This window comes from Flavobacterium undicola (assembly GCF_009909155.2).
GTDB lineage: Bacteria > Bacteroidota > Bacteroidia > Flavobacteriales > Flavobacteriaceae > Flavobacterium > Flavobacterium undicola.
The window spans coordinates 60,825-74,573 of the sequence record NZ_JAAAPM020000023.1 but is presented as its reverse complement, the minus strand read 5'-3'; the positions used below and the strand labels follow the sequence as shown (position 1 = coordinate 74,573).

The following is a 13,749-nucleotide window of genomic DNA, read 5'->3' as shown; positions in this document are numbered from 1 at the left end:
TTGCAAGCTTCATCATTTGGCAATTCTTTTATAAAGTTTAGTATGCTTTGTCCTTCAAATACTTCCATAACGACTGTTTTTAAAGACATAAAAATACAGAAACTAAATGACTAACTCAAAAAATTTATATGTTGAGTATGTTGTTTTTTTAAAAATAAAAGGAGTGAAAACGGGAAAGAAAAAAAATGAAAAATTTCAAAATTCCATTTTTCCATTCCAAATTTTAAAAGTAATTTTGCGCCCATGCAACACAACGTACTTATTTTAGATTTCGGGTCGCAATACACTCAGCTGATTGCGCGTAGAGTTCGCGAATTAAATATATTCTGCGAAATTTTTCCATATAATAATTTTCCATCGGATTTATCAAGTTATAAAGCCGTAATTTTAGGAGGAAGTCCTTTTTCTGTTCGCGGAGAAGATGCACCACATCCTGATTTATCTCAAATTAGAGGGAAATTGCCAATGCTTGCTGTATGTTACGGTGCGCAATACTTGTCTCACTTTAGTGGAGGTCAGGTTGCAGCGTCTAACACTAGAGAGTATGGAAGAGCTAATTTGTCTTACATTAAGGAAGATGAGGTTTTCTTTGAAGGAGTTTCTCCAAACAGTCAGGTTTGGATGAGTCATAGTGATAGTATTAAGGAGTTGCCTGCGAACGGTGTAAAGTTAGCAAGTACACATGATGTGGAATTTGCAGCTTACAAAATTGAAGGTGAAACAACTTATGCAATACAATACCATCCAGAAGTATATCATTCTACTGATGGGAAACAAATGTTGGAGAACTTTTTAGTGAAAATTGCTCATGTTCCTCAAAATTTCACGCCTAATGCTTTCGTTGAAGAAATCGTGGCTGAAATGAAAGAAAAAATCGGAAACGACAAAGTGGTTTTAGGTCTTTCGGGAGGAGTGGATTCAACTGTAGCAGCAGTTTTATTGAACAAAGCAATCGGGAAAAACCTGTATTGTATTTTTGTAAATAATGGTTTGCTTCGTAAAAATGAATACCAAAGTGTTTTAGATCAATACGAAGGAATGGGCTTGAATGTAAAAGGAGTGGATGCTTCTCAACGTTTTTATGATGCCTTAGCAGGAGTTAGTGATCCGGAATTAAAAAGAAAAGCCATCGGAAATGCTTTTATCGAAGTGTTTGACGATGAGTCACATAAAATTGAAGATGTTACCTGGTTAGCCCAAGGAACAATATATCCTGATGTTATCGAATCGGTTTCTGTAAAAGGGCCATCGGCAACAATTAAATCACACCACAATGTGGGAGGTTTACCGGATTATATGAAATTGAAAATTGTAGAACCTTTGCGTATGCTTTTCAAAGATGAGGTACGTAGAGTGGGAGCATCTTTAGGGATTGATCCGGAATTATTAGGAAGACATCCTTTCCCAGGACCAGGATTGTCAATTAGAATTTTAGGAGATATTACCTTAGAAAAAGTACAAATTTTACAAGATGTAGATAAAGTTTTTATCGACGGTTTGAAATCTTGGGGATTGTATGATAAAGTTTGGCAGGCAGGAGCAATTTTGCTTCCTGTAAATAGTGTTGGGGTTATGGGTGACGAGCGTACTTACGAAAAAGTAGTAGCGCTTCGTGCTGTAGAATCTACCGATGGTATGACTGCTGACTGGGTTCACTTGCCGTATGATTTCTTGATGAAAGTATCTAATGATATTATCAACAAGGTAAAAGGAGTGAACAGAGTAGTGTATGATATTAGTTCAAAACCACCAGCAACAATTGAGTGGGAATAATAGAAACTTCTTAGTTGACGTTTCTTAGTTATTATAAAAACGGTATCAGATTTTGGAATAAAATTTGGTACCGTTTTTTATCTTTAGTGTAATAATTTTTTTAAATAAAATAATCGAATGAAGTATTTTTTTGCAATTTGGATTCCTATTTTAATGTTTACAAATATTGTTATTTCTCAAGGAACAATAACTCATAAAGTACAGCAAGGTGAAACGATAAACGACATTGCTAAGAAGTATCAAGTAACTCCTTATGATATTTATAAATTAAATCCTGATGCTCAAACAAAATTAAGTCCTAAAAGTGTGCTTTTGATTCCAACTAAAGCCCCTGTGAAAACAGCAGTTGCTCAAGTAGCAACGACACATAAAGTATTACCTAAAGAAACTTTGTTTGGAATTGAAAAAAAATACAATGTTTCGGATGCTGATTTGAAAAAGGCTAATCCTTTTTTAGTAACTGACGGTTTACAGATTAATCAGGTTTTAGTAATTCCATCTAAAAATACTGCTAAGTCTAAGGTGGTGCTTCAGGAGAAAGCCTTGTATCATGATGTGCTTGCTAAAGAAACAAAATTTTCGATTGCTAAGAAATACGGTATTACTATTGCCGAATTAGAAAAGAAAAATCCTGGGATTGTACCTAATTTAACTGTTGGTTCTCATTTGTTGATTAAAGGAACTCCGGTTAAAACTCCTGTTTTGCCTCAAAAAGTAACGGTTAAACAAGAAGTTGTTGCTGCTCCGGTTAAGAAATATGCAACTTATGAAGTAAAGCCTAAAGAAACTTTATATAGTTTGTCAAAAACGTTTGATATGAGTCAGGAAGAGTTATTGGCTTTAAATCCTGAACTTAAAAATGGTGTTGAAATAGGAATGCTTTTAAAAGCGCCTGCTAATACAGTGTTTCCAAACGTGCAAGAAAATAAAGTTTACACTGATTTAGTTCCTAGAACTAATTTTGCAGGACGTAAAAAAATAGCGTTGCTTTTACCGTTTAATGTTACCAAAGTAGAAGGAGATACTGTGAATTCAGTAGTGGCGCGATTAAAAAAGGATAAGTTTTTGAATATGACATTAGACTTCTATGCAGGAGCTTTGATGGCAATAGATTCAGCTAAAACTTTGGGACTTCCTATAGATGTTCAGATTTTGGATTCGGAAGAAACGAAATACGCTTCTAATATTGCTGGAGTAGTTAGTGCTAATAATTTACAATCGGTTGATGCGATTGTTGGTCCGTTTTATCAAAATAATGCCGAAGCTACTGCCCGTTTGTTAGCTGTTAATAATGTGCCTGTGATTTCGCCATTGTCAAAAGATGCGGGGAATCCGATAGCTAATTTGTATCAAACTATCCCTTCGAATGATGTTTTAAAGAGCGCCATGTTTAATTATATGCGTTCTAAAAAAGGGAATATTGTAGCTGTAGTGGATAAAAAGAAAGAATCTGTAATTCAATATATAAAACAAAATCAGGCTGATGTAAAGTTTGTTCCTTTGAATGAGAAAGGCTATTTTTCTGCTGAAAATTTAAAAGGAATGTTGGCTGCAGGACGCATGAATTATGTGGTGATGGAGACGGGAAATACTTTGATGATAAAAACTACCATTGCTGCAATGTTAAGCGCAATGCCTAATTATCAGCTTCAATTAGTGATTTTAGAACCAAATGAAACTTTGGATACCGATGAAATTAATTTTTCGAATTTGGTAAAACTAAAACTAATGTATCCTTCGGTAATTAGAGATAATACCTCTCCAGAGGGAATTATTTTCGAAAATAAATTTAAAAAGATAAATTCGATTGCTCCAAGTGATTATGCAGTAAGAGGATTTGATGTTACCTTTGATACGATGATGCGTTTGATGCAAAATAAGTCTTTTGAAGAAACGGTGAATGCAACTGCAACTGAGCAATTTGAAAATAAGTTTGAGTATTACAAAAAAGATAATGCAGGATATACTAATAAGGGGGTTTATATCATGTATTATGATACTGATTTGACTGAAAAAGTAGCCAACTAATTAGCTGTTTTTAGATGGATAATAATCAGAAGCAACTCATAAAATTAGCACACACTAAAATGCCTTTTGGTAAATATGAAGGTCGGTTTTTAATTGATTTACCCGAATATTATGTGGTTTGGTATCACAACAAAGGCTTTCCAAAAGGAGAGTTAGGGGAACAGTTACAATTGATTTACGAACTAAAGTTGAACGGTTTAGAAGAATTAATACGAAATATCAAAAAAAGATACCCGAAACCTCATTGATTTAAGAAATTAATGAGGTTTTTATTTTTGTATTAACAAATGTCAATTTTAGAAATTATCTCATTTCCAAATTAGCATAATCTAAATTTATAATCGTATTTTTGCCACGTTTTTTACACAACTACAATACAAACTAGAACAGCATGAATCAAACAAAATATATTTTTGTTACTGGAGGAGTTACTTCATCTTTGGGAAAAGGAATTATAGCGGCATCATTAGCAAAATTATTACAGGCAAGAGGATATAGAACAACAATTCAAAAGTTCGACCCTTATTTAAATGTTGATCCAGGGACATTAAATCCTTATGAACACGGCGAATGTTATGTAACTGATGATGGAGCTGAAACCGATTTGGATTTAGGTCATTACGAGCGTTTTTTAGATGTTCCTACTTCTCAGGCTAATAATGTTACTACAGGTAGAATTTACCTTTCGGTTATTGAAAAAGAAAGAAGAGGGGAATTTCTTGGAAAAACGGTACAAGTAGTGCCTCATATTACCAATGAAATTAAAGATAGAATGCAATTGCTTGGTAAATCGGGTGATTATGATATTATTATTACTGAAATTGGTGGAACTGTCGGGGATATCGAATCATTACCTTATATCGAATCGGTTCGTCAATTAGTTTGGGATTTGGGTGAGAATAATGCTATCGTAATTCATTTAACGTTAGTTCCTTATTTAGCTGCTGCTGGTGAATTGAAAACGAAACCAACTCAACATTCCGTAAAAACTTTGATGGAAAGCGGTATTAAAGCTGATATTTTAGTTTGTAGAACTGAGCACGAAATTTCTAATGACATTCGTAATAAATTAGCCTTGTTTTGTAACGTAAAAAGAGAAGCTGTTATTCAATCTATTGATGCTTCTACTATTTATGAAGTGCCTAATTTAATGCTTGAAGAAGGCTTAGATGTTGTGGCTTTAAAGAAATTAGATTTACCTAAAAAAGCAGCTCCGGATTTAAAACACTGGAATACTTTCTTAAAAAGAATAAAATCTCCAAAACACACCGTAAATATTGGTTTGATTGGAAAATATGTTGAAATGCAAGACTGTTACAAGTCTATTTTAGAGGCTTTCATCCATTCAGGTGCGGCTAATGAAACTAAAGTAAATGTAATTTCAATTCACTCTGAATATATTGACGAAGAGTGTGTAGCAGAAAAATTCAAAGATTTAGACGCTGTTCTTGTTGCTCCAGGTTTTGGAGAAAGAGGAATTGAAGGAAAAATTGCTGCTGTACGTTATGCTCGTGAAAACAAATTACCATTCTTTGGTATCTGTTTAGGAATGCAAATGTCAGTTATCGAATATTCAAGAAACGTATTAGGATTAGCAGAAGCAAATTCGACTGAAATGAATCCAGAAACTCAAAATCCAGTTGTGAATTTGATGGAAAGTCAAAAAACAGTTACGGATAAAGGAGGAACAATGCGTCTTGGAGCTTGGAAATGTGAAATCAAACCGGATACTTTAGCGTATAAAATTTATGGTCAAACTACTATTTCTGAACGTCACCGTCACCGTTATGAGTACAATAACGAATACCTTGATGCGCTTCAAAATGCAGGTTTGAAAGCTTCGGGTGTGAATCCTGATACAGGTTTGGTAGAGATTGTAGAAATTGAAGATCATCCATTCTTTATTGGAGTACAATACCATCCGGAATACAAAAGTACAGTAGTTAATCCACATCCACTTTTTGTGAATTTTGTGGCAGCAGCTGTAAAATCAAAGAAAAAATAGTAGTCTATTTCGAAAAATAGAATCCAATAATTTGGCTCAATAAGTCAAGAAAAATAATTAGTATTAAAATGGAAGAAAAAAAGTTTGACCCCAATTCGTTAATTGGTTTTGTATTGATCTTTGGTATTTTACTTTGGATAATGTATCAAAACAAGCCTTCTGATGCGGAACTAGCTGCAGAAAAAGCTAAAAAAGAATTGGTCGTTAAAGATGCAAAAGTTCAGGAAAGCGCTGCAAAATTGAGCGTAGCTCCAGTTGCAACTACTGATACTTTGAAATTAGCGCAATTGCAAAAGTCTTTAGGAAGTTTTGCTTATTCAGCGACTTTACCATCTGCTAAAGATGAGTATACTACAATTGAAAACAAATTAGTAAAACTTAAAATTGCTAATAAAGGTGGATATATTGTAGAAGCAACTTTAAAGAATTTTGAACGATTTAAAAAAGGTTCAGGTCAATTAGTGCAATTGGTAAAAGATAATAATGCACAATTTAATCTTCAATTAGTAACAAACGATAATCATACTTTAAATACTAAAGAGCTTTATTTTGAACCAACTTTGGCTAAAAATGGTGAAGACCAAATTTTGACGATGAGGTTAAAAGCGGCTGACAATGCTTATTTGGAATACAAATATGTATTAAAAGCAAATGATTATATGTTGGATTTTGATATTCAAACGCAAGGCTTGAATAACATCTTGAAAACAACAAAACCATTGCAATTAGAATGGAATCTTAAGACGTATACTAATGAAAAAAGTATTACTTATGAAAACCGTTATTCTGAATTGTATTTTGAATATGAAGAAGGTAAAAAAGACTATTTAGGTCAGGGAAATGATAAAACAGAAACTGCTGAGGATGTTTCTTATGTAGCTTACAAGCAACATTTCTTTTCTTCTATTTTATTGTCTTCAACTCCATTCAAAACAGCTGAATTGTATTCTAACAATTTAGTTAAAGATGCGAATGTGGATACAACTTATACGAAACAATTCAAGGCAGTAATGCCATTGGCTTTCAAAAATGGAGAGATAGACCAAAAAATGAATTGGTATTATGGTCCTACGGATTATAAATTATTGAAATCTTACGATAAACATTTAGAAGATATTGTAGCCTTAGGTTGGGGTATTTTTGGATGGATTAACCGTAATGCTTTTATTCCAATGTACGGATTTTTAAGTATGTTTATTTCACAAGGTTGGGCAATTGTATTGTTTACAATTTTAGTGAAATTAGTAATGTCGCCTATTACTTATAAGTCTTTCTTGTCTCAGGCAAAAATGAAAGTATTGCGACCGGAAATTACTGAAATTGGTGAAAAATTCAAGGATGAGCCAATGAAAAAACAGCAGGAAACCATGAAATTATACAACAAAGCCGGGGTAAACCCAATGGCTGGTTGTGTTCCTGGTTTATTACAAATGCCTGTTTTCTATGCTTTGTTCCAATTCTTCCCATCAGCTTTAGAATTAAGACAAAAAGGCTTTTTATGGGCTGACGATTTATCATCATTTGATGCGATATATAAATTGCCTTTCCATATTCCTGCTTACGGAGATCATATTAGTTTGTTCCCAATTTTAGCTTCGATTGCCATTTTCTTTTATATGAGAATGACAACTGGAGATCAACAAATGGCAACACCACAACAAGAAGGAATGCCAGATATGGCGAAGATGATGAAGATAATGGTGTACATTTCGCCATTGATGATGTTGTTGTTCTTTAATAGTTATGCTTCAGGATTGAGTTTGTATTATTTTATTTCTAATACAATTACAATCGGAATTATGTTAGTTATCAAAAATTACATTATTGATAGCGATAAGATTCACGCTCAAATTCAAGAAAACAAAAAGAAAGAGCCAAAGAAACAAAGTAAGTTTCAACAAAAGCTTCAAGAAGCTATGGCACAGCAAGAAGCTATAAAAGCTCAAAACAAAAAGAAATAATAAGTACAAAAAAATCTCGTTCATTCGAGATTTTTTTGGTTTTACCAATAATTATAATTCGATTAATTCGTTTTAATAGTTTAAAACAAATACTTCAAAAAATGAAAACATTGTATAGAATTAGTTTAATCACATTGGTTTTTTTAAGTTTTTGTAGCCTTCAGGCTCAAAATCCTTTTAATAATTTAGATGCCAATGGAAAAAAAGAGGGTTTGTGGAAAGGCTTTTATCCTGAATCAAAAAGGCTTCGATATGAAGGCACTTTTTCTCATGGTAAGGAAATAGGCATGTTTAAGTTTTTTGATGATACAAAGGCAGGAACTGTTATTGCAACACGTACTTTTAATCCTAATGATAATGTGGCTTACACTGTTTTTTATGACCAAGCTAAAAATAAAGTAAGTGAAGGGAAGGTAGTCAATAAATTGTTTGAAGGGCAATGGAAATATTACCATTTAGGCGCAACAACCATTATGACGACTGAGAATTACAAAAACGGAAAACTGGAAGGTTTGCGTTCGGTGTTTTTTCCAAGTGGTAAAATTGCTGAAGAAACAAATTATAAAGAGGGTTTTAAGAATGGCAGTTCTAAAAAATATTCTGAAAAAGGAATTGTTTTAGAAGAAGCCAATTTTAAAAACAATCAATATGAAGGAGTAGCTATTTTCAAAGATGTTGATGGAAATGTGGTTTCCAAAGGTAAATTTACAAACGGAAAGAAAACGGGTTCTTGGCAGTTTTTTGAAAACGGAAAATTAACTCAGGAAGTAAATATGAGTGATCCCAAAAAAGCAGATGCCCTCAAAACAAAGTGATTTTTGTGTTGAAATAATTGTATCTGAAATCATCGTTATTTAAACGTCCTTAGCTTTCGCAGTCGAGTGTCAAATGTTTGAAGAATGCGTAAAAAGAAAAGCTGTTTGATCCGCCGCGGCGGAGAGTTCTTTTCTTTTAGCGTTCGAAAACTAATTTGACCGACGAGGAAGCGTAAGACTTGAAATCGAAGATTCATGAATACCGAAAAACAATAAGAACGCATGAATATTTTTTTGTTTCTTTTTTGATCAAGCAAAAAAGAAAATTATTAAGGATCATTCTATTGTACGAAAAATACTTGAACATACTTTATATCATTTCCTAACGACTTTATAATTAACAATAGTTAGGGATAAGAATCGTTTGAAAACTTTGTACCTTTGCAGCCTCATAAAACAAATTTTATTATGAAGCGTGTTGTAGTAGGACTTTCTGGTGGTGTCGATTCTAGTGTTGCGGCTTATTTGTTGCAACAACAAGGCTATGAGGTTATTGGTCTTTTTATGAAAAATTGGCATGATGATTCGGTTACGATTTCAAATGATTGCCCGTGGTTAGAAGACAGTAACGATGCCTTGTTAGTAGCTGAAAAGTTAGGAATTCCGTTTCAAACCGTTGATTTAAGTGAACAATACAAAGAAAAAATCGTTGATTATATGTTCAACGAATATGAAAAAGGGAGAACTCCAAATCCTGATGTGCTTTGTAATCGCGAGATAAAGTTTGATGTTTTTATGAAAATCGCCTTAAGTCTTGGTGCCGATTATGTAGCAACGGGACATTATTGTCGAAAAAACGAAATTGAAGTTGATGGAAAACCGGTTTATCAATTACTTTCCGGAGTAGATAATAATAAAGATCAATCTTATTTTCTGTGTCAATTATCACAAGAACAATTGGCTAAATCACTTTTCCCAATTGGAGAACTGACAAAACCACAAGTGCGCGAAATTGCAGCCGAAATGGAATTGGTTACAGCTGAAAAGAAAGATTCGCAAGGATTGTGTTTTATTGGAAAAGTACGTCTTCCGGAATTTTTACAGCAAAAATTACAACCCAAAGACGGAGTTATTGTTCAAATTGATAAAAGCAATCCGGTTTATGATTTTGCAATTCCGCAAGGATTGCCAGAAGAAGAAACCTTGTCTTTAACGGCAAATCCAATTCAGTATACGCCTCAAATGGGCAAGACCGTAGGAAAGCACCAAGGCGCTCATTATTTCACCATTGGACAACGAAAAGGATTGAATGTAGGTGGTACAGCTGAAGGTTTGTTTGTTATTGCAACTGATGTAGTTTCGAATACCATTTATACAGGAATGGGAAGCCATCATCCAGGATTGTTTAGAAAGGCTTTATTTATAGAAAAATCAGAAGTGCATTGGATCCGTAAGGATTTGGCATTAGCCAATGGAGAAACGATGAAAGTGATGGCCAGAATTCGATACAGACAGCCTTTGCAAGAAGCTACTTTGCATCAGTTTGAATCAGGCATGTATGTGTCTTTTGAAGAACCACAATCCGCTATTACTGAGGGACAATTTGTAGCCTGGCATATCGGTGAGGAATTAGTTGGCTCGGGAGTGATTTCTTAGTTGGACTTTCGAAAAAAAAGCAATAAATTTAAGTGATTAATTCTTTTAGAAGATTAATCACTTTTTTTTCTGCTTATATTGGTACTATGAAAAAGCTTGTTTTGTTGTTTTTACTATTGTTCCCTCTTTTGACTTTTTCGCAAGAAGAAGCCTGGGTGTATTTTAATGCCAAAGCAAATGAGCAATATTTCATAGATAATCCTTTGATGATGCTGTCACAACGTGCTTTAGACAGACGAAACACTCAAAATATCGCTTTGGATTTTAAAGATGTTCCCATTAATCAAAATTTCATCAATACTGTTAGTGCTGTTTCAGGAATTAAAGTGATGGCTAAATCCAAATGGCTCAATGCTATCCATGTGAGAGGAACTCAAAGCCTAATTAATTCTTTAAAAAACTTTGGTTTTGTTGCCAAAGTTGATTTTGCTGATAAAACTTTGAATACTACCAATAAGATTGTTGCTACTTCTAAAGCTGTAGAACTACAAAAAAGCGATTTAAAAAAAGAGAAAACGGTTTATGCTTATGGTGGATCGGCTGTACAAGTAGAAATGTTAAACGGTCAGCTTTTGCATCAGCAAAATTATACAGGTTCGAGAAAAATAATTGCAGTTTTAGATTCTGGTTTTCCGGGTGTTGATAAGGTGCTTCCTTTTAAGCGCTTAAGAGATAATAATCAAATTTTAGGGGGGTATAATTTTGTGAAGAGGAATGATGATATCTTTTCTCAGGATTCGCATGGAACTTTTGTGCTTTCAACTATGGGAGCTTATGTCGAAAACGTATTAATAGGTACGGCTCCCGATGCTTCTTATTATTTGTTTGTTACTGAAGATGTTGCTTCAGAAAATCCTGTTGAAGAATCCTTGTGGGTGGAAGCGGCTGAAAAAGCAGATAGTTTGGGAGTGGATATCATTAGTAGTTCATTAGGATATACTGAATTTGATAATCCGGCATACAATCATAATTATAGCGATAGAAACGGTACAAGTACTTTTATTTCTAAAGGAGCTGAAATTGCTTATAGTCGCGGTATGTTGGTGGTAGTGTCTTCAGGGAATGACGGAGGAACTAAAAGTCCTTATATGGGAGTTCCAGCCGATGCTCCATCGGTGATTACAGTGGGAGCGGTGCGAGCCGATAAAACGATAGCTAGTTTTAGTTCGATAGGGCCTTCTTTTGATGGTCGCATAAAACCGGATGTGATGGCTCAGGGAGAAAAAACAGTTGTTTCAGATGAAAATGGAAGTAGCATTTTTTTAAGTGGAACTTCTTTTTCAGCTCCCATAATTTCAGGAATGTTAGCCTGTTTATGGCAAGCTTATCCGGATAAGACCAATCAGGAAATAAAAGAATTAATGCTTCAATCGGCTACTAAATATACGGCACCAGATAATCAATATGGTTATGGAATTCCTGATTTTATTTTGGCATTGAATAAAGGAGTCGCATTAAAAAGCGATAAGACCGTATACTATATTGCCTATCCTAATCCTACTTCCGATTTTGTTGCTGTAGATTTTCCTCCCAGTTTCAATTCGGGGACAGTTTTGTTTTATAGCGTTCTGGGCCAAAAAGTTTTAGAAAAAAAAGTAGATGAAATTCATGCTAAATTCTCTTTAGAATCGTTAAATAGAGGTATATATTTTTATAAAATCGAATCGGAATCGGTTTCGAAGAGCGGAAAAATAATTAAAAAGTAGTTTTAATGAATAGAATAACCACACTTTTCAATATTAAGTATCCTATAATTCAGGCAGGGATGGTTTGGGTAAGTGGTTATAAGTTAGCCAGCGCAGTTAGTAATGCTGGAGGTTTGGGTTTGTTAGGTGCTGGTTCAATGTATCCGGAAGTTTTAAGAGAACACATTCAAAAATGTAAAAAAGCAACTTCGAAACCTTTTGGAGTGAATATCCCGATGTTGTATCCCAATATCGAAGAAATCATGAAAATTATTGTTGACGAAGGAGTGAAAAATGTTTTTACATCGGCAGGGAATCCGATGACTTGGACGCCTTATTTAAAAGAAAATGGCATTACGGTAGTGCATGTGGTGAGTAGTACAAAATTTGGATTAAAAGCTCAGGAGGCAGGTGTAGATGCTATTGTTGCTGAAGGTTTTGAAGCAGGAGGTCATAACGGAAGGGATGAAACAACCACTTTTACTTTAATTCCCATGGTGAAAGAACAAATAAAAATTCCTATTATTGCAGCTGGCGGTATTGCCAATGGGAGAGGAATGCTTGCAGCGATGGTTTTAGGAGCTGATGGAGTTCAAATAGGTAGCCGATTTGCGGCTTCAATAGAATCTTCGGCACATGATAATTTTAAGCAAGTAGTTCTAAATACAAAAGAAGGTGGTACGCATTTGACTTTGAAAGAGCTGACTCCAGTACGTCTGATAAAGAATAAATTTTTTGAAGATGTTCAGGAATTATATACCAAGTGTCCTACGAAGGAAGATTTGTCTCAATTGTTAGGAAGAGCACGTGCCAAAAGAGGTATTTTTGAAGGAGATCTAATAGAGGGCGAATTAGAAATAGGTCAGATTACAGGATTAATTCACGAAATAAAATCTGCCGAAGCCATCGTGTTAGATACAATGCAAGAATATCAGTTAGCCAAAAAAGTAGTGGCTAATTTTTTATTTTAAAATAAATTGAAATGACAAAAATCAAATGCTTTTACATATGCTTACTATTTTTAGGACTTGGGGTACAGCAATCCTATAGTCAAACTTATAGATTCAAAACTTCTGGCTTTAGTGTTTTAGAAAAAAACGAAAAAGGAAAATGGGGGAAATGGTCTGATTTGAGTCTGGTTAATATTCTGGTGACTTTAGATACTAATAAAAATAGGATTTTAGTTTATTCTCAAAATATTCAATTGTTTGAGATTTTAACTTATCAGCCAGAATCAGAAAGTGAAAGCGATTTAGTTTATTCTTTTGCCTGTAAAGATAATGATGGAATTGATTGTACCGTTTCTATCATCACCCGTAAAAAGCAAGAAAATCGAAAGCAATTATACATTACTTATAACGATCATGTGATTGTGTATAATATTTTTACGATGTAAAGGCTTAGTTTTATTCATTTTCAATATCCTTTATAAACTCATCATATTCCAAATAAAAACGTTCTAAAGCATCCATTTTTTCATTGTAGAAATCAAAAATACTATCCCAATAGTTTCGGTTGCTAAAACCAACACCTATTTTTTCTACCCAAATGCGACTAATTGTTTTTCCGTTTTCTAAAACATAGTCTTTTTCGAAAACCAAATCAGCAATAAATTCTTCTTCTAAGATGTTTTTTAAAGCTTCCAGTTTTTCAAAGTAAGCGATGCGTTTTTCATTATTGCGGGGTTCAATATCAATAAGAACTTGCGCTTTTTTATTGTCTACAAAAAACTTAAAAGAAAAATCTTTAATCTTGGTATCGTACAACATCCATTTTCGTGGATATTTTTCGGCAAATGTTACCCAGAATTCTCGTTTTAATCTTTGTGTTTCTTCTTTACTGTACATTTTATACCAATTTATATTGTAATTTGGTCACTTGATGTG

Annotated in this window: 11 protein-coding genes; 10 read left to right on the top strand and 1 reads right to left on the bottom strand. The window is 33.8% G+C overall.

All coding sequences use genetic code 11. From position 1 onward, the window contains the following. Positions 1 to 243: 243 nt before the first annotated feature. The 10 genes from guaA (at position 244) to GTZ96_RS13440 (ending at position 13,259) form a co-directional block, all read left to right on the top strand. Positions 244 to 1,773 (top strand): glutamine-hydrolyzing GMP synthase, encoded by a 1,530-nt coding sequence (gene guaA, locus GTZ96_RS13485; protein WP_161644435.1) that lies wholly within the window; start codon positions 244 to 246, stop codon positions 1,771 to 1,773. Positions 1,774 to 1,890: 117 nt separating this feature from the next. Beyond that, positions 1,891 to 3,801, top strand: a complete 1,911-nt coding sequence (locus GTZ96_RS13480) for an amino acid ABC transporter substrate-binding protein (protein WP_161644434.1) — start codon at positions 1,891 to 1,893, stop codon at positions 3,799 to 3,801. A 14-nt stretch (positions 3,802 to 3,815) separates the two neighbouring features. Next, positions 3,816 to 4,049, top strand: coding sequence for a DUF3820 family protein (locus GTZ96_RS13475; RefSeq protein ID WP_161644433.1), 234 nt, complete (start codon positions 3,816 to 3,818; stop codon positions 4,047 to 4,049). Between the two features lie 143 nt (positions 4,050 to 4,192). Further along, positions 4,193 to 5,806 (top strand): CTP synthase, encoded by a 1,614-nt coding sequence (locus GTZ96_RS13470; RefSeq protein WP_161644432.1) that lies wholly within the window; start codon positions 4,193 to 4,195, stop codon positions 5,804 to 5,806. Between the two features lie 68 nt (positions 5,807 to 5,874). Then, positions 5,875 to 7,767 carry a membrane protein insertase YidC gene (gene yidC, locus GTZ96_RS13465; RefSeq protein ID WP_161644431.1) on the top strand — a complete coding sequence of 631 codons (1,893 nt, stop codon included), beginning with the start codon at positions 5,875 to 5,877 and terminating at the stop codon, positions 7,765 to 7,767. A 101-nt stretch (positions 7,768 to 7,868) separates the two neighbouring features. Continuing rightward, positions 7,869 to 8,582 (top strand): toxin-antitoxin system YwqK family antitoxin, encoded by a 714-nt coding sequence (locus tag GTZ96_RS13460; protein ID WP_161644430.1) that lies wholly within the window; start codon positions 7,869 to 7,871, stop codon positions 8,580 to 8,582. A gap of 408 nt (positions 8,583 to 8,990) precedes the next feature. Continuing rightward, positions 8,991 to 10,178: a tRNA 2-thiouridine(34) synthase MnmA gene (gene mnmA / locus GTZ96_RS13455; RefSeq protein ID WP_161644429.1), complete on the top strand. Its 1,188-nt coding sequence runs from the start codon at positions 8,991 to 8,993 to the stop codon at positions 10,176 to 10,178. A gap of 86 nt (positions 10,179 to 10,264) precedes the next feature. Beyond that, entirely contained in the window at positions 10,265 to 11,884 is a 1,620-nt protein-coding gene (locus tag GTZ96_RS13450) for a S8 family serine peptidase (protein WP_161644428.1), read from the top strand. A gap of 5 nt (positions 11,885 to 11,889) precedes the next feature. Beyond that, positions 11,890 to 12,834, top strand: a complete 945-nt coding sequence (locus GTZ96_RS13445) for an NAD(P)H-dependent flavin oxidoreductase (protein ID WP_161644427.1) — start codon at positions 11,890 to 11,892, stop codon at positions 12,832 to 12,834. An 11-nt stretch (positions 12,835 to 12,845) separates the two neighbouring features. Beyond that, on the top strand, positions 12,846 to 13,259 hold the full coding sequence (locus GTZ96_RS13440) for a hypothetical protein (protein WP_161644426.1): 414 nt from the start codon (positions 12,846 to 12,848) through the stop codon (positions 13,257 to 13,259). Positions 13,260 to 13,269: 10 nt separating this feature from the next. On the opposite strand, the gene GTZ96_RS13435 is transcribed toward GTZ96_RS13440, so the two are convergent. Then, positions 13,270 to 13,710 carry a DUF4268 domain-containing protein gene (locus tag GTZ96_RS13435; protein WP_161644425.1) on the bottom strand — a complete coding sequence of 147 codons (441 nt, stop codon included), beginning with the start codon at positions 13,708 to 13,710 and terminating at the stop codon, positions 13,270 to 13,272. Positions 13,711 to 13,749: the final 39 nt, after the last annotated feature.